Annotated in this window: 14 protein-coding genes and 1 riboswitch; of the genes, 10 read left to right on the top strand and 4 right to left on the bottom strand. The window is 53.9% G+C overall.

Translation table 11 applies throughout. The annotated features are described in order from the left end of the window. The first annotated feature begins 67 nt into the window (after positions 1-67). Complete coding sequence (locus MYB54_RS03015) at positions 68-295, top strand: hypothetical protein (protein WP_248721486.1); 228 nt, start codon at positions 68-70, stop codon at positions 293-295. 28 nt (positions 296-323) lie between these two features. After that, a complete protein-coding gene (locus tag MYB54_RS03010) occupies positions 324-884 on the top strand; it encodes a helix-turn-helix transcriptional regulator (RefSeq protein ID WP_248721485.1) in 561 nt (186 codons plus the stop codon). A 163-nt stretch (positions 885-1,047) separates the two neighbouring features. Here MYB54_RS03010 and sgrT read toward each other — a convergent pair whose 3' ends face one another. Next, positions 1,048-1,212: a glucose uptake inhibitor SgrT gene (gene sgrT, locus MYB54_RS03005; RefSeq protein WP_014916671.1), complete on the bottom strand. Its 165-nt coding sequence runs from the start codon at positions 1,210-1,212 to the stop codon at positions 1,048-1,050. Between the two features lie 90 nt (positions 1,213-1,302). On the opposite strand from sgrT, the gene sgrR reads away from it, so the two are divergent. Beyond that, positions 1,303-2,961 (top strand): HTH-type transcriptional regulator SgrR, encoded by a 1,659-nt coding sequence (sgrR, locus tag MYB54_RS03000; RefSeq protein ID WP_248721484.1) that lies wholly within the window; start codon positions 1,303-1,305, stop codon positions 2,959-2,961. Between the two features lie 49 nt (positions 2,962-3,010). Here sgrR and MYB54_RS02995 read toward each other — a convergent pair whose 3' ends face one another. Next, a complete protein-coding gene (locus tag MYB54_RS02995) occupies positions 3,011-3,940 on the bottom strand; it encodes an aromatic alcohol reductase (protein ID WP_205531866.1) in 930 nt (309 codons plus the stop codon). Between the two features lie 283 nt (positions 3,941-4,223). On the opposite strand from MYB54_RS02995, the gene MYB54_RS02990 reads away from it, so the two are divergent. The 4 genes from MYB54_RS02990 to thiQ all read left to right on the top strand — a co-directional run bounded on the left by MYB54_RS02990 (position 4,224) and on the right by thiQ (position 8,744). Then, on the top strand, positions 4,224-5,129 hold the full coding sequence (locus MYB54_RS02990; RefSeq protein ID WP_014916674.1) for a LysR family transcriptional regulator: 906 nt from the start codon (positions 4,224-4,226) through the stop codon (positions 5,127-5,129). Between the two features lie 174 nt (positions 5,130-5,303). Next, positions 5,304-5,400, top strand: a riboswitch (TPP riboswitch). An 80-nt stretch (positions 5,401-5,480) separates the two neighbouring features. Then, positions 5,481-6,464: a thiamine ABC transporter substrate binding subunit gene (gene thiB / locus MYB54_RS02985; RefSeq protein WP_141210019.1), complete on the top strand. Its 984-nt coding sequence runs from the start codon at positions 5,481-5,483 to the stop codon at positions 6,462-6,464. Next, positions 6,440-8,047 (top strand): thiamine/thiamine pyrophosphate ABC transporter permease ThiP, encoded by a 1,608-nt coding sequence (gene thiP, locus MYB54_RS02980; RefSeq protein WP_040044072.1) that lies wholly within the window; start codon positions 6,440-6,442, stop codon positions 8,045-8,047. Before thiB ends, thiP begins: the two co-directional genes overlap by 25 nt. Further along, positions 8,034-8,744, top strand: coding sequence for a thiamine ABC transporter ATP-binding protein ThiQ (gene thiQ / locus MYB54_RS02975; RefSeq protein ID WP_205547008.1), 711 nt, complete (start codon positions 8,034-8,036; stop codon positions 8,742-8,744). Before thiP ends, thiQ begins: the two co-directional genes overlap by 14 nt. A gap of 4 nt (positions 8,745-8,748) precedes the next feature. On the opposite strand, the gene MYB54_RS02970 is transcribed toward thiQ, so the two are convergent. Continuing rightward, positions 8,749-10,371, bottom strand: coding sequence for a family 43 glycosylhydrolase (locus MYB54_RS02970; protein ID WP_248721483.1), 1,623 nt, complete (start codon positions 10,369-10,371; stop codon positions 8,749-8,751). Between the two features lie 633 nt (positions 10,372-11,004). On the opposite strand from MYB54_RS02970, the gene ilvB reads away from it, so the two are divergent. Together ilvB and ilvN are read left to right on the top strand one after the other, a co-directional pair. Further along, entirely contained in the window at positions 11,005-12,669 is a 1,665-nt protein-coding gene (ilvB, locus tag MYB54_RS02965) for an acetolactate synthase large subunit (protein ID WP_248721482.1), read from the top strand. A 5-nt stretch (positions 12,670-12,674) separates the two neighbouring features. Further along, complete coding sequence (ilvN, locus tag MYB54_RS02960) at positions 12,675-12,968, top strand: acetolactate synthase small subunit (RefSeq protein WP_039466048.1); 294 nt, start codon at positions 12,675-12,677, stop codon at positions 12,966-12,968. Positions 12,969-13,003: 35 nt separating this feature from the next. Here ilvN and MYB54_RS02955 read toward each other — a convergent pair whose 3' ends face one another. Continuing rightward, on the bottom strand, positions 13,004-13,774 hold the full coding sequence (locus MYB54_RS02955) for a DedA family protein (RefSeq protein ID WP_248721481.1): 771 nt from the start codon (positions 13,772-13,774) through the stop codon (positions 13,004-13,006). 430 nt (positions 13,775-14,204) lie between these two features. On the opposite strand from MYB54_RS02955, the gene MYB54_RS02950 reads away from it, so the two are divergent. Further along, a complete protein-coding gene (locus MYB54_RS02950; RefSeq protein ID WP_100018549.1) occupies positions 14,205-15,785 on the top strand; it encodes a sensor domain-containing diguanylate cyclase in 1,581 nt (526 codons plus the stop codon). Positions 15,786-15,917: the final 132 nt, after the last annotated feature.

The raw sequence follows: 15,917 nt of genomic DNA, 5'->3' as shown, positions 1-15,917 counted from the left end.
TTCATTCTCGACCAACACCAGCGTTGACAATTGTCAACACGCGACTTTACCATGACCCTATATAGCGATGAAAAAACATCCAAATAAGCATATTCAGGCAGCTATTGAATACGCACTAGCGCAAGGCTGGCGTTTTTATCCCAGCAACGGGCATGCATTTGGCAGACTTATCTGTGGCACGCCGGATCACAGTACCCATATGATGAGTATTTGGTCCACGACATCAGTCCCGGAAAATCACGCAAAGCAGATCCGCCGCAATGTCGATAGCTGCCTGATAACGTTGAAACAATAGAAGGTCTATACGGCTTACCGAGGAATTTATGACAACGTATCACTTTTCTCTCACGCTAGCGGGCGTTTCCGCAGATACGGCTGGGCTGGAAGATGCGCTTTTTGCCAGCGGCTGCGACGACGCTCTGATCTGCTTCTATGGCAATGCCGTCTATCTCGAATTTGATCGAGAAAGCCCCCGTTTTTCTACCGCGGTTATCAGTGCTATTCATGATATCGAGTCCGCAAGCATCCAGGCCAAAGTCCACTCCGTCGATGCAGTCTGGGTTGGAATCAGTGATATCGCAGCCTTGTCTGCGCTGTCGCGTCAGGCTATTGCGCTTCTCAAAGATGGAAAACGTGGTGCGGGCGATTTCCCCTCTCCGGTCCAGCGCTTACGCGGTACATCACCGCTGTGGGAATGGAGCGATGTCGCCGACTGGCTGGCCAAACAAAAAAAAATCCCCCAAGAATTAGCCGATAACGCCCGGGAGCTTGCCACGATTAACCTGGCTTTACAGATACGCAATGCCCACCAGAAGGACGAATTAGCTCGTTATTGTGCACTGCTCAGCGAAGGCAAGCCATTACGTGAACCAATCATCACGTAAACAACGCCGCTGATACCTCACTACCCTGCAAACCACCCGCAGCAGACAAAGCTAGCGGCAGGTAAACACCATAAAAAAAGCCAGCGAAAAACTCGCTGGCTGGTGAAACATCACCATTACTCAGAATACATTGTTTTACTCAGAATAAATTGTTTCGCACCGCCTAAAGCCAATGACGGTACTCTTCATCAGACATGTCGTTCAGGTGCCACTGCGTTGCCTGCTGCAATAGTGCAACGCGCTGTTGGGCAGACATCCATCGCAACCACTTTGCCTTACAGGTCGATAAGTAGGTTTGATAGAACTGGTACAAACGGGAAATCGCCATCAGCCACCTCCTCTCTTTCCTTGTTGCAAAGTATCGGCGTAATATAGGGAAAGATAAATTGATGACTTTAGTGCAGGGAGTTCCTCTTTTATGTCTTCCCCTCGATTGCAACAACAGTTCATCCGCCTGTGGCAGCACTTTCAGGGGCAAACGACCGACACCACGCTGCAAGAGTTGACCGGGGTGTTGAACTGCTCACGCCGCCATATCCGCTCATTACTGAACACGATGCAGCAGGAAGGCTGGCTCGTCTGGCAGGCAGAAGCCGGAAGGGGAAAACGCTCTCAGCTATCGTTTGTTTATACCGGACTGGCGCTACAGCAGCAGCGCGCTGAAGATCTGCTGGAGCAGGATCGCATTGAACAGCTAGTGCAGTTGGTGGGTGACAAAGAAGCGGTGCGCCAGATGTTACTTGCCCACCTTGGGCGCAGTTTCCGGCAGGGAAAGCATATTCTGCGCATCCTCTATTACCGCCCCTTACGCAACCTGCAGCCAGGTTCGGCGCTGCGGCGTTCGGAAATGCACATTGCACGGCAAATTTTTAGCGGGCTGACCAATATAAATGAGGAAAATGGGGAACTAAAACCCGATCTTGCTCACCATTGGCAGATGCTGGCCCCGCTGCACTGGCGTTTTTATCTGCGTCCGGCCATCCGCTTCCACCACGGTCGCGAGCTCACGATGGATGATGTCATCACCTCGCTTAAGCGCCTCACCGCATCGCCGCTGTTTTCGCACCTTGAAACCATCACATCACCAATGCCCTTCGTGATTGATATTCGGCTGAGCAGCGCGGATAAATGGCTGCCGTGGCTATTGGGCAGCGTGCACGCCATGATTTTGCCGCAGGAATGGCAAACGCTACCCGATTTTGCCCAACACCCGATTGGCACTGGCCCTTACGCCGTGGTGCGCAATAACAGCAACCAGTTAAAGATCCGCGCCTTCGATGATTATTTTGGCTATCGGGCGCTAATTGATGAGGTCAATATTTGGGTACTGCCCGACGAGCCAGAGGAAATGCCGGTATCTATCCAACTCCAGTCTGACAATTCTCGTCACGAACAGCTGGAAAGCCGGATGGAAGAAGGCGGCTATTTCCTGCTGTTCGATAAGCGTTCGCCGTTAGCATCACGACCGGAAGCTCAGCGATGGCTCAGGCAGGTCTTTAACCCTATTTCGCTACTCAACCACGCCAATATCAGCAACCAGCGTGACTGGTCTCCCGCCTACAGTTTGCTGCCGCGCTGGCACCATCATCATCCCGATGTACCGCAATCCATGCCGAAAGGGCTAACGGACGTCACGCTCACGTTCTATCAGGCACACCCTGAATATCGGATATTAAGCGAGATAATGCACACACTGCTGGCACAACACGGCGTCACATTACATATTCAGACGGTCAGCTACGAAGACTGGTATCAGGGCAATGCCGACAGCGATATCTGGTTTGGTAGCCTGAATTGTTACCTGCCGATCGAATTCTCCCTGTTCGCGATGCTCTACGAACTCCCGCTGGCACAGCACTGTCTGAATGACGATCTGCACGCGGACGCGCAGCAGTGGCGTAACCACACGCTGCCGATGGCAGAGTGGTGTGAAAAGCTGATCGCCAGCGGCCAACTGCACCCTCTTCTGCATCACTGGCTACAGCTTCAGGGGCAGCGCAGTATGCGCGGCGTCAGGATGAATATGCTGGGCTGGTTTGATTTTAAATCTGCCTGGTTCGCGCCGCCGGAACGCTGACGGTATCTGAAAAGTGCGGGGCAAAGAGAATTGCACCGCACCCTTCTGCCTATTTTTGCAGTTGCATCCGTAAGAAATGCTCGACGTCGACCGTCTCATAACCGTTACGTTGATTAAACGTACCGGATTTGTCCCACCACATCCCTTCACCCAGAGCGAACGCTGCCCGGTAGCGCGTCATGACGTCATCTGGAGCAGCTTTCAGGTCCGCGCGCAATTTGTCCAGCGTCCATACGGTCTTCTCAAACGTCCTTCCCGTGACATGTTCAACGACATCAGCAAGCTGCCCGTATGAAATCGTGTCGCCTGCCACGTAGACCACCTCATTAACCAGGCGTGGCTCAGCCAGCAAGATTTCCGTCGTGAGCCAGCCAATGTCTTCGGGGATCGTCACGGTCACTTTGGTATCCCAACTTCCCAAGCCATGAAGGGTTCCACGTTCCAGATCCACCACATCGAAGGTTGGCTCAAACAGGAAACTCGTGAACATGCCCGTCGAGACAATCACCCATTCGGTACGTTGCTGGCTGCGCAGCAGCTGCCTCACGTCGTACTGCTCATCAAAAACCGGATGCCCGCTGTTGCGACCAACTACGTCATAGTCAACGCCAAACTGCCAGGGGAAATAGCGCGCGACGTTGGCAGCCAACACCGCTCTGGTTATTTTCATCTGAGTGCCAGGCCCTGCTACGAATCCCGAACAGTTCACTACCGTCTTATAATTCCCGAAAAGCCCCTTAAGGGTATGTTCATCAGAGGCTAGATCGAACCCCATCACATCAACCCCCAGGGCACGGAGTTCGGCCAGTGTTGCCCTATTCTGCTCCGACGGATCGTTAATGGTGCCCGGTGAGACCAGTGCCGTGACCGACAATGGCAGAGCGCGCGCACGCGGCGCGAGAGCACGCAATACCGCCATACCGAGCTGCCCTGCACCAAGCACAAGAATATCTTTCAACGCTGATCCGCTGTCATTCATTACTTAACTCCTTCAGAATTTCAAATTATCACTATCATAGAGGTCGTGTGCTTCCCCTATGCATTCAGCGTGCTAACATGCCTCTGGCCTTTCCATACTTGTCACTGTCAGGAAATCCAGAGTTCGGGAGCTATGTTATACAAGAATGCGCGCATGATAAGATTCAGCCACATCACTTTATAATTTGAAAAAATCAAACAATTAAGTGATATAGCTGCTGGCACGATAGGTACGTCGTCTATGCGTCTTATCAACGTTTCATAGCAAAATGAGGAGACATCGTATGGATCGGTTTCAGGCCATGGAAATATTCATGCGTGTGGTCGATGCGGGTAGTTTCAAAAAAGCGGCGGAAACAATGCATGTTTTACCCTCCACCGTAACCCGCAGCATTAAAGAACTCGAATCACATCTGGGGGCTCGATTACTCAACCGAACAACACGAGCGCTCAGTATTACGGATGTTGGCTTGCGCTATTACGACAGTTGCAAAGCGATCTTGCGTGATGTGCACGCCGCTGAAAGCGTAGCGGCACAGCAAAAGGAAGAACTGCATGGAACGATCAGAATCGGAGCGACACCTTCTCTGGTCAAAAACTTTCTTATTCCAGCACTGTCCGGTTTCTGTGAGCGCTATCCGGGAATAAAGTTGGATTTCCACTTGGGTGATGCCACTGTAGATATCGTTCAGAATGGTATCGATTGTGTCATCAGAACCGGAGAACCGCCGTTATCTCGACTGGTCGCACGACGTCTCGGTGCGTTCCATTGGTATATTTGCGCATCTCCACGCTATCTTGAACAGCATGGACACCCGACAACGTTAGAGTCGCTCAACAAGCACGCCGCAGTAGGATATACCCACAGCCGAACAGGTCGTTCAACTCGCTGGGATTTTCACGATGGAGCGCACACCGTAGCGATGCCAATAGCAGCACAGATCAGCGTCAATGACACGGATGCCTATGTTGCCGCAGGTGTAGCCGGCTTGGGGCTAATACGCATTGCCAGCTATATGGTGCACCAGCAACTTGCTGATGGACATCTTGTCAGGCTACTTCCTGATATCAGTGCCCCGCTTGAACCTATTTTCATTCTCTACCCACAAAGCCGCCACCTCTCGCCCGCGATTCGCGCCTTTATCGACTGGTGTACAGCGCTAATCGAACAAGAATCAGCACAATGGTGAATGACCACAAATAAGACACAAAAGCCGTCACGTTAAGCGAAATTGTGAGCGTACGGCTGTCACGCCGCAGTATCTGAGCGAGCATAGAGGGCTGGTTTGATTTTAAATCTGCCTGGTTCGCGCCGCCGGAACGCTGAGAGCCTTTCGCTGCCCGACTTAACCCTTTACAATGTGCCGTTCTCAACGGGGTGCGGAAAATTTTTCGCTGAGAAGATACCCGTCGAACCTGATCCGGTTAATACCGGCGAAGGGATTTGAGAGTGCTGCTCATTGCTGCCTCAAAGTCCTTTGCCACCCTATGATTCTCAGGAGTGCAAAGTGTTAAATCAATTATTACCGCGTTCAGCCACCGTGCTGAAAACCAGCCTGTCTTGCCTGCTACTGCTCTCAGCGTCGGCGTTCGCCAAGCCTGCGCTTACCGTATATACCTACGATTCATTCGCTTCCGAGTGGGGTCCAGGCCCTGTCATCAAGACCGCATTTGAAAAAGAGTGCGAGTGCGAGCTGAACTTCGTCGCGCTGGAAGATGGTGCCTCGCTGCTGAACCGTCTGCGTATGGAAGGCAAGAACAGCAAAGCGGATATCATTCTGGGGCTGGACAACAACCTGCTGCAGGCAGCGGAACAAACCGGCCTGTTTGCGCCACACAACCTGGACACCCGCGCCGTCACGGTGCCGGGCGGCTGGAACAATAAGACATTCGTGCCTTATGACTACGGCTATTTCGCGTTTGTGTATAACAAAAACACGCTGAAGAACCCGCCGAAAAGCCTGCATGAGCTGGTGGATAGCAACGAACCGTGGAAAGTGATCTATCAGGATCCACGCACCAGCACGCCGGGACTGGGGCTGCTGCTGTGGATGCAGAAAGTGTATGGCGATGATGCGCCGCAAGCCTGGCAGAAACTGGCGAAAAAAACCGTTACCGTCACCAAAGGTTGGAGCGAAGCCTACGGTCTGTTCCTGAAAGGGGAAGCGGATCTGGTGCTGAGTTACACCACGTCGCCGGCCTATCACATCATTGAAGAGAAGAAAGACAACTACGCGGCAGCGACCTTCAGCGAAGGACACTATCTGCAAATTGAAGTCGCCGGGCAGTTGGCTTCCAGCAAAAATCCCGAGCTGGCAAAACGCTTTATGCAGTTCATCCTGAGCCCAACGTTCCAGCAGGCGATCCCTACTACAAACTGGATGTATCCGGCGGTTAAAACCGATCTGCCAGCAGGCTTCGCGACGCTCGCGGTGCCGGAAAAAGCCATGCAGTTCAGCGCGCAGGAAGTCGCTGACCAAAGGACCCAGTGGATTCAGGCATGGCAACGCGCCGTCAGCCACTGATCGGCGGACGTCTGTGGCCAGGGCTACTGGCCACCACGCTGTTAATTTCCGTTGCCGCACTGGCTTTCGGCGCCCTGTGGCTACAGGCACCCGAAAGCCAGTGGCGCACGCTATGGCATGACAGCTATCTCTGGCATGTCATTCGGTTTACCTTCTGGCAGGCCTTTCTCTCCGCGCTGTTCTCTACCGTTCCGGCCATGTTTCTCGCCAGAGCGCTGTACCGGCGACGCTTTCCCGGCCATCGCTGGCTGCTGCGCCTGTGCGCGATGACGCTGGTGCTGCCCGTGCTGGTCGCCGTTTTTGGCCTGCTCAGCGTTTACGGTCGCCAAGGCTGGCTGGCCTCTGCGCTGGGCTGGTTTGACCTGAAATATACATTTTCACCCTATGGGTTGCAGGGCATCCTGCTGGCGCACGTCTTCTTTAATCTGCCGCTGGCAACCCGATTGCTGTTGCAGTCGTTAGAAGGCATCGCTACCGAGCAACGTCAGTTGGCCGCGAATCTGGGCATGAACAGCTGGCAGCATTTCCGGCTGCTGGAATGGCCCGCCCTGCGCCGGCAGATTTTACCCACTGGCGCGCTGATTTTTATGCTCTGCTTCGCCAGCTTTGCCACCGTGCTGTCGCTGGGCGGCGGCCCGCAGGCAACCACGATCGAGCTGGCGATCTATCAGGCATTAAGCTTTGATTACGATCCGGGGCGCGCGGCGCTGCTGGCGTTAATTCAGATGGTTTGCTGTCTTGGTTTGGTACTGCTGAGCCAGCGGTTGGGGCGCATTCTGCCCGTCGGCAGCACACAGCAGCTTGCCTGGCGCAACCCGCAAGATAGCGCTTTAAGCCGCCTCACCGATGGCCTGCTGATTGGTGCACTGTTGCTGCTGGTCGTCCCTCCTTTGCTGGCCGTGGTAGTGGATGGCGTGAACCGATCTCTGGTTACCGTGCTGCAACAGCCTGTGCTCTGGCAAACGCTGTTTACCTCACTGCGCATCGCCTTAGGCGCAGGGCTCCTGTGTCTGGTACTGACCATGATGCTGCTCTGGAGCAGCCGCGAGCTCAAGCTACGCCAGAAGCCACTCTACGGGCAGTTGATGAACCTGAGCGGTATGCTCATCCTCGCCATGCCCGGTATTGTGCTGGCAACCGGCTTTTTCCTACTGCTGAATAACAGCATCGGGTTACCGCAATCCCCTTACGCACTGGTGGTGTTCACCAACGCGCTGATGGCGATTCCCTACGCGATCAAAGTGCTGGAAAACCCCATGCTAGACGTTGCCGAGCGCTACAATCGACTCTGCACGTCGCTGGATATTCGCGGCTGGCAGCGATTGAAGCTGATCGAACTCGCCGCGCTGAAACAGCCTCTGGCGCAGGCGTTAGCCTTTGCCTGCGTGCTGTCGATCGGGGATTTCGGCGTTATCGCGCTGTTCGGCAATGAGCAGTTCCGCACGCTGCCGTTCTACCTGTACCAGCAAATTGGTTCCTATCGCAGCGCCGACGGCGCAGTCACGGCGCTGCTCTTAATGCTGCTGTGCTTTATGTTATTTACTCTGATTGAGAAACTGGCAGGCCGTCATGATCGCGCTTGAGAAATTGACCTACTTTTATCAGCACTTGCCCATGCGTTTTGATTTTCACGTCAAACCGGGCGAGCGCATCGCCATCCTCGGCCCCAGCGGCGCAGGGAAAAGTACGCTGCTGAATCTGGTTGCCGGTTTCCTGATGGCAGACAGCGGGGAATTACGACTTAACGGCGAATCTCACCGCGAGACACCTCCAGCTAAACGACCGGTGTCGATTCTGTTTCAGGAAAATAACCTGTTTCCTCATTTGACGATCGGACAGAACATCGCGCTGGGGCTACATCCCGGACTGCGACTGAGTGCCACACAGCGTGAAACGTTACGGCAGATCGCCGATCGGGTCGGTCTGGCAGATCTTCTGGATCGTCTGCCGTCGCAGGTGTCCGGCGGGCAGCGCCAGCGCGCGGCATTGGCACGCTGTCTGGTGCGTCACCAGCCCATTCTGCTGCTGGATGAACCGTTCTCGGCACTCGATCCCGCCTTGCGTCAGGAAATGCTCGATCTGGTTGAAGGCGTGTGTCAGGAGCGTGAATTCACGCTGTTGATGGTGTCTCACAATCTGGATGATGCCATGCGGATCGCGAAGCGTACGGTGCTGATCGTGGATGGACAGATTTATTATGACGGGCCGACTCAGGCGCTACAAGATGGCAGCGCTGAAGCAGCCGCCATCCTGGGAATTTCACGTCCGTCTTCGGATTGAGAAGTTAAGGCAACGCCTGATAGCGCAGGTTGCTGAACGTCACCTCGCCTTCGCCTGAAGCATACAGGGCAGGCCGCAGACTGAGGAAATCATACGCGACGTTGTGATGGTAGCCGGACACTTCCATCTGCACCGGGTATTTCTTCCACGGTTCCTGATCCGAGGTTCGGGTGTAGAACGTCACGATATGGCGATCGTTTTTCATCCGAATCTGTACCTCATTGCCCGTAATATGCGGTAATTTCTTCTCCGCCCTTTCCAGCCCGTAGCGATGCATGACGATGCCATCCTGATTAAACGACAACCCGACATATAGCTTCGCATTGTAGAACAGCAGTAAACCAGCCTGTGCACCGGGAGCAAAGTTCGCTGTCACTTCAATCTGGTAAGCCTGATCGCCGGGGATCATCGTCAGTGGCGCGCTATCTTTCGGCGACGTGCCTTTTGCCTTCAGGTGCAGCTCGCCGTCGCTAAGCGTAACCCGCTTTAGCTCTTCCGCATTGGCGCGGTAGAAATGCCAGCGAGCCGGAAATTTCTCGTCGGTAAAGCTATCAGACCAGCCGATGCCGTGAGGCACCGCTTCGCCCCCTGTCGGCTTGCGAATCGGTTTGCCGGTATCGAATCCGGCAGACGTAAACCAGCCGTCATCGCCCCAGACAATTGGCTCCAGCATCGCCTGCCGCCCCAGCGTCATAAAGCCATTTTCATAACCGTGATACACCATGTACCAATTTTTATCCGGCCCGTCGATCAGCGTCGCATGACCGCGTGACCACCACTTCTCTGAACGATCCTGCGTGCGGATAATCGGGTTATGCGGCGAGTTTTCCCACGGTCCGTTGATCGATTTAGATCGCGCGGCAATCACCATGTGCCCGGTTGGTGGCCCAGCCGTTCCGCCTTCCGCCAGCACCATGTAGAAGTAGTCGCCGTGGCGCAGCATCTTAGGCCCTTCCTGCGAGAAGCTTTCCACATCCCACTCTTCCGGGTACTGCCATCCCTGATAGACCACCTCCATGTCGCCGACCGTCGACAGCCCGTCGTCCGTTAATTGCACGCGGTTGCCACCAGACATAAAGATGTAACGCTTGCCATCCTCTCCCACAACGTGGCCGGGATCGCTGGCCGGATTTTTCAAGCCAGTATCTTTCGGCGGCGTCCACGGACCGTGGATATCATCGGCGGTAATCACATACAGCGTCTTCTTTTTCGTCCCTTTGGCGTCGATAATCCGGTTTGTGGTGAAGTAGATATAATATTTGCCGTTGTGTTTCACCAAATCCGGTGCCCAGATCGCATCGACAGGCGTCGTGATCGCGGGGCCAAGTGGTTCCCAGTTCACTAAATCGCGTGAATGCCAAATCAGCAGCCCGGGGATGTCGTCAAATGACGAGAACGTCATGTAATAGTCATCCCCGTCTTTGATAATCGTGGGATCAGGATGATCGCCCGCAATAATCGGATTGAGATAACAGCCATTGCCCAAATCAGCCTGACGCTGTTGTTCAATACCCCGTTTCCATTCGTTAGCAGGGCCAGCCTGACAGGCCATCGCCGTGCCGATACCCATTGCCATCAATAAGATACCGCTTAATACGCCTTTCCCTACCGCTCGGGACACGCCCATTTATCACCACCCACTATCTCAATGATTATTTTATAATTTATAACATTGAAACCCTGTTCCAATTGTGAAAACAGTCACGCTTCTCTCGGTTATACGGCGAAAAATCAGGCGATAGTCGTGCGGTGAAATACCAATATATACCCTAAATAATTCGAGTTTCAGGAAGGCGGCAAGTGAGGGAATCCCGATGAGCTTACTCAAGTAAGTGATTCGGGTGACTGAGCGCAGCCAACGCACATGCAACTCGAAGTATGACGGGTATACTGTGACCAATTCGACATATTCAGTTTTTATCCCTTGTAGGTATTGTGTCTTTTTGTACTGCTGTGCTTATATGAGTTGGCGAGTGAATAACTCATTCGAACACAACATTCGGCCATAAATAATTCACTAGAACATAAATAGGATTCCCGTGACGCACTATTCTTCTTCCACTTCAGCACTACTAAGCGCCGCGCATGTTGACGCGGTCGTCGTCGTGCGCGTGGCAGTCGTGGTCGTCGTCGTCGGCAGCGCGCCGTAACGGGTTCCGAATCGAAGATTCTCAAACCCCGCCGGCGCAAGCCGAGCGGGGTTTCTTGTTTTTACCCTCCCCGCTCCGACACCGCACCGGCCCTGATGAAGGATGTAAACATGCGTTATACAGGCGCTCAGTTAATTGTTCTGCTGCTCGAACAGCAGGGCATCACCACCGTAGCGGGCATTCCCGGCGGCGCGGCCCTGCCGTTATATGATGCACTGGGTCAGAGTAAGACTATTCGCCACGTTCTGGCTCGTCACGAGCAAGGCGCTGGATTTATGGCACAAGGCATGGCGCGAGCCAGCGGACGCGCTGCGGTTTGTATGGCTTCCAGCGGGCCGGGGGCGACCAACCTGCTCACCGCCATCGCCGATGCCAAACTGGATTCGATCCCGCTGGTGTGTATCACCGGTCAGGTGCCTTCCAGCATGATCGGTACCGATGCGTTTCAGGAAGTCGACACCTACGGCATCTCTATTCCCGTCACCAAACATAACTATCTGGTTCGCGACATCAACGAACTGCCGCGCGTGATCCCTGAAGCCTTTCGCATCGCGCAGTCGGGCCGCCCTGGCCCAGTGTGGATCGATATTCCAAAAGACATTCAGAATGCGACCATTGAGCTGAGCGAACTGCCGGACGTCTTCCCTCTCGATACGCCACCCGCTATCGCCCAGCAGGAAATCGAGCGTGCTGCGGCCATGATTAATGCGGCTCAGCGTCCGGTGCTCTATCTGGGCGGTGGGATCATTAGCAGCGCCGCGCACGAACAAGCGATTCAACTGGCGGAACGCTCCAGCCTGCCAACCACCATGACGCTGATGGCACTGGGAACCATGCCCGTCGATCACCCTCTGTCACTCGGGATGCTGGGTATGCACGCCGCACGATCAACCAATCTGATCTTACAGCAGGCAGATTTGTTAATTGTGCTGGGTGCGCGTTTTGACGATCGTGCGATTGGTAAAGCAGAACAGTTTTGCCCGCAGGCCAGCATCATTCACATCGATATCGATCCCGCCGAGTTGGGTAAGATCCGCCAACCACACGTGGCGATCAACGCAGATGTCGCACAGGCGCTGGATCAACTGCTGCCACAGATTACGCCGCAGCAGCGTGACGTATGGCGCACCACCGTCCGCGGGCTGCAACAGGAATTTCCGTTCAGCATGCCGGGCGCTGACGATCCATTGAGCCATTATGGTCTGGTTCAGGCCACGGCACAGGCACTGACGGATGATGCCATCATCACGACCGATGTCGGCCAGCATCAGATGTGGGTCGCGCAGTCTTATCCGCTGCGTCGTCCACGCCAGTGGCTGACATCCGGCGGGTTTGGGACGATGGGTTTTGGCCTGCCTGCGGCGATTGGCGCGGCGCTGGCTGAACCGGATCGCACCGTGGTGTGTTTCTCGGGTGATGGCAGCCTGATGATGAATATTCAGGAAATGGCGACCGCGGCAGAAGAAGGACTCAACGTAAAAATCGTCCTGATGAACAACCAATCGCTCGGTCTGGTTCACCAGCAACAGGATATGTTTTTCCAGAAACGCATCTTCGCAGCCGATTACCGCTACAGCGCGAATTTCCTCGCGATTGCCGCAGGTTTTGGCTTTGCAACTTGCGATCTGAACGCCGCCGCCGACCCACAGGCCGCGCTGCAAGAGATGCTCAATCAACCAGGTCCTGCGCTGATCCACGTACTTATTGACGCCAATGAAAAAGTGTTACCCATCGTGCCACCGGGCGCAGCGAACATCGATATGATCGGAGATTAATGACTATGTCAACTCAACCAACTTCAAATCAGGTCACGCTAGAACTCTCTGTGCGCAACCATCCCGGCGTCATGTCACACGTTTGCGGCCTGTTTGCCCGCCGGGCATTTAACGTGGAAGGCATTCTGTGTATGCCGCTGGCCAACGGTGAAGAAAGCCGCATCTGGCTACTGGTCAAAGATGACCAGCGGCTACCGCAGATGATCAGTCAGGTGGAAAAGCTGGAAGACGTCCTTCAGGTTCGCCGTCACGGTGAAGAAATGCGTATTTTCGAGCAGGTCGCCGAGTTTTACTGCTAACTGGCTTGGCCGGGTCTTTCCCGGCCTGCCCAACATTACCCGTTTAACACCTGCCATAGCAGATGACGGTAAACTGGCATCAGCGGGTGCTGTAGTAGTACGATCAGCAAGGCAACCGCTACCACGGACATCACGGGCGCAACCCAGCGCAGACGTCTGAACGGCATCTTTCTGCTAAACCAGTCATGATGTTTACGCTTATCACTGCGCCACCAGCGCCAGTTTAGCCAGCCTGCGCCCCACACCATGATGGCAGTAATCAGCAACAGCCACTTAAATCCTGCGCTGTTTGTCCCCGCGGGAATATCAATCGCAACGCCAGCCAAAATGCCCGGTAAGAAATAGGCTGGCGGCCACAGCAGGCAGCCAATGATATTCGGCACGGCAAATTTATAAGGCGGTAACCCCAGCATCCCCGCCACCATCGGGATGAGCGGACGCGTCGGGCCGACAAAACGCCCGATCAGTATCGTCGGCATCGGGTGCTGATACAGGGCATATTCGGTTTTACTCAGCAGCGCCTGATGCTTTTTCAGGAAAGACCAGTTATGCAGCGGCGCCTTAAAACGCATGCCAATAAAATAAGAAATCCAGTCCCCTAGCAGGCAACCGATAATCCCTGCCGCCCACGCCGGGTAAAGCCCCATTTGTCCGCTGCCGATCAGTGCTCCCAGCGTTGCCATCATCACCGTTCCCGGCAACAGCAGCCCTACCAAAGCCAGAGATTCGAGAAAGGCAACCAGCATGACGGCGATCAGTGAATACGCTAGCGATTGGGTAACCAGATGATCCAGCCACGCTTCCATAAAATCTACCCGTACGTTATAAAAACAAGGATTGTCTGGATCATAGCAGAAGCCGTCAACTCCTGATTTCACCTCATCATCCGATTAGGATTAATGTAAAAATCCAACACACCGGATTACCACGCGATTTCGTCTCTCAGGCGATATTGATCGCCGTCCGTTAGCACGAAACCCAGCAATATCCTACCGAAAATATGTAGCATGATTTATCTATCCTACGTTGAAACGATCTCAGCTCGCAGGTATAGAAAGCCTGTACGTTCTGATAAATATCAACTATTCCCCTTATCAAGGCAGACGCAATATCATTTTCCAATTCAAGCCGTTAGCACCACTTCAGTAATGGTGTTTTATGGTCAATTCTTTTGCACCGACGGGCATCAACACTTATGATAGCGGTCATTTTTTGCCACCGTGCCACACTGCCACTATGTTTTTTAAACTATTCAAACATTTCGGATTACGACGTCTTATCCTACTCTTGGCAGTGGCGAGCGCCTTGGTAACACTGGCAAACAGTTTTTATGCCAGCTATCGCGTCCAACGAGAGCTGCTGATTGATAACACCCTTGAAGCCAACCGCGTTTACGCCACCAAGCTCGCGGCAATGACCCATTCCTTCTTTAAAGAATCCCAGCAGCAGCTCGCCTACAGCGCCAATATCGTCGCGACCCAAATGGATGATAAGGCCGGCCTGTTTAAAGAAGCCGAGCGCCTGCGGTTACAGACCAGCAATTTCAACTCAGTCGTCATTGCAGATGAAAAAGGGATCATCAGAGCCACATCGCCCGATACGTTCCAATTAATCGGGAGAAGCCTGACCACAGAAGGCGCACTCGAAGCCTTGAAAGAAAAACAGCCGCTTATCAGCCAGCCCTATGTATCCGCCGCCAATAACCTCATCGTGCTGATATCTTCGCCGATATTCACACGAGATGGCCGCTATAAGGGGTTTATCGGTGGTTCGATCTATCTTAAGCAGCCCAGCGTGCTCAATACGCTCTTAGACAAACACTATTACCGTGATGGCTCTTATATTTATGTCACCGATAAGAACAAAACAATGCTGTATCACCGTGACATGGAGCGTATTGGCAAAACAGAAACCAATAATCTGAAGATCGATGCGTATCACGAAAATAATGGCAGCCAGCATATGGTGAACTATCTGGATGAAACCATGCTGGCGGGTTACGCCGTTGAAGCCACCTCACAGTGGCAGATTGTGGCGCTTCGCCCGATGGACATCACGCTGAAACCTCTCGATAGCCTGATGCTGAACGTGCTGCGTCACACGCTTCCACTCGCGCTGTTGACCATCTTCTGCGTCTGGCTGCTGGCCCGGCTCATCGCCCAGCCGCTGTGGCTGCTGGCGCGCAGTGCCAATAAGATGGATGCACTCGATGTCTCCGACGACATCAGAAATATCCACTCCTGGTATTTCGAAGCCTCACAGCTCAAACAGGCCATGCTGCTGGGTATCGATTTACTCCAGCGCAAAATTGGTAAGTTGCGTTCAGAGGCACATTCAGACCCCATGACCGAACTGCTCAATCGTCGCGGGTTGGATAGCGTGCTCCGCTACTGGCAAATGGGACAGAAAAGCTTTGCGGTCATCGCACTGGATATCGATCGCTTCAAGCGCATCAATGACACCCACGGCCACGATGTCGGCGACAACGTCATCCGCTATCTCTCACAGCTTATTCGCACCAGCTCACGCGATGCCGATATTCTGTGCCGCAGTGGCGGTGAAGAATTTTTGATTCTACTGCCGGAAACCAGCCTCGACGTCGCACTCAGCATTGCTGAACGGTTGCGGCAGCGCGTGCAGGAATCGACCATTCCTGTCGTGGGCAATATCACCATCTCATTAGGCGTTGCCCTGTGGGAACCGGGCGTCAGCAATATGCCAATCGATCGCACCTTCAAGCTGGCAGATGAAGCCCTGTATCAAGCCAAGCAGGAAGGCCGCAACCGCGTGGTCTCTGCCTCCGGCAGCGAGCAGTAATCCATTTTCCCCTTATTTTATATACCCTAAATAATTCGAGTTGCATGAAGGCGGCAACGGCGCGAATCCCCAGGAGCTTACCCAGGTAAGTGACTGGGGTGAGAAAGGGAAGCCAACGCACAAGCAGCTTGA

It is taken from the genome of Pectobacterium nicotianae, assembly GCF_023272715.1.
Classification (GTDB): Bacteria; Pseudomonadota; Gammaproteobacteria; order Enterobacterales; family Enterobacteriaceae; genus Pectobacterium; species Pectobacterium brasiliense.
The sequence above is the reverse complement of the archived record's forward strand: the minus strand, read 5'-3'. Positions and strand labels throughout refer to the sequence as shown.

Bases quoted from the DNA above. Each gene is read 5' to 3' on its own strand.
- MYB54_RS03015 (WP_248721486.1), top strand. From the start codon at position 68: ATGAAAAAACATCCAAATAAGCATATTCAGGCAGCTATTGAATACGCA.
- MYB54_RS03010 (WP_248721485.1), top strand. From the start codon at position 324: ATGACAACGTATCACTTTTCTCTCACGCTAGCGGGCGTTTCCGCAGAT.
- sgrT (WP_014916671.1), bottom strand. From the start codon at position 1,212: ATGGCGATTTCCCGTTTGTACCAGTTCTATCAAACCTACTTATCGACC.
- sgrR (WP_248721484.1), top strand. From the start codon at position 1,303: ATGTCTTCCCCTCGATTGCAACAACAGTTCATCCGCCTGTGGCAGCAC.
- MYB54_RS02995 (WP_205531866.1), bottom strand. From the start codon at position 3,940: ATGAATGACAGCGGATCAGCGTTGAAAGATATTCTTGTGCTTGGTGCA.
- MYB54_RS02990 (WP_014916674.1), top strand. From the start codon at position 4,224: ATGGATCGGTTTCAGGCCATGGAAATATTCATGCGTGTGGTCGATGCG.
- thiP (WP_040044072.1), top strand. From the start codon at position 6,440: ATGGCAACGCGCCGTCAGCCACTGATCGGCGGACGTCTGTGGCCAGGG.
- thiQ (WP_205547008.1), top strand. From the start codon at position 8,034: ATGATCGCGCTTGAGAAATTGACCTACTTTTATCAGCACTTGCCCATG.
- MYB54_RS02970 (WP_248721483.1), bottom strand. From the start codon at position 10,371: ATGGGCGTGTCCCGAGCGGTAGGGAAAGGCGTATTAAGCGGTATCTTA.
- ilvB (WP_248721482.1), top strand. From the start codon at position 11,005: ATGCGTTATACAGGCGCTCAGTTAATTGTTCTGCTGCTCGAACAGCAG.
- ilvN (WP_039466048.1), top strand. From the start codon at position 12,675: ATGTCAACTCAACCAACTTCAAATCAGGTCACGCTAGAACTCTCTGTG.
- MYB54_RS02955 (WP_248721481.1), bottom strand. From the start codon at position 13,774: ATGGAAGCGTGGCTGGATCATCTGGTTACCCAATCGCTAGCGTATTCA.
- MYB54_RS02950 (WP_100018549.1), top strand. From the start codon at position 14,205: ATGTTTTTTAAACTATTCAAACATTTCGGATTACGACGTCTTATCCTA.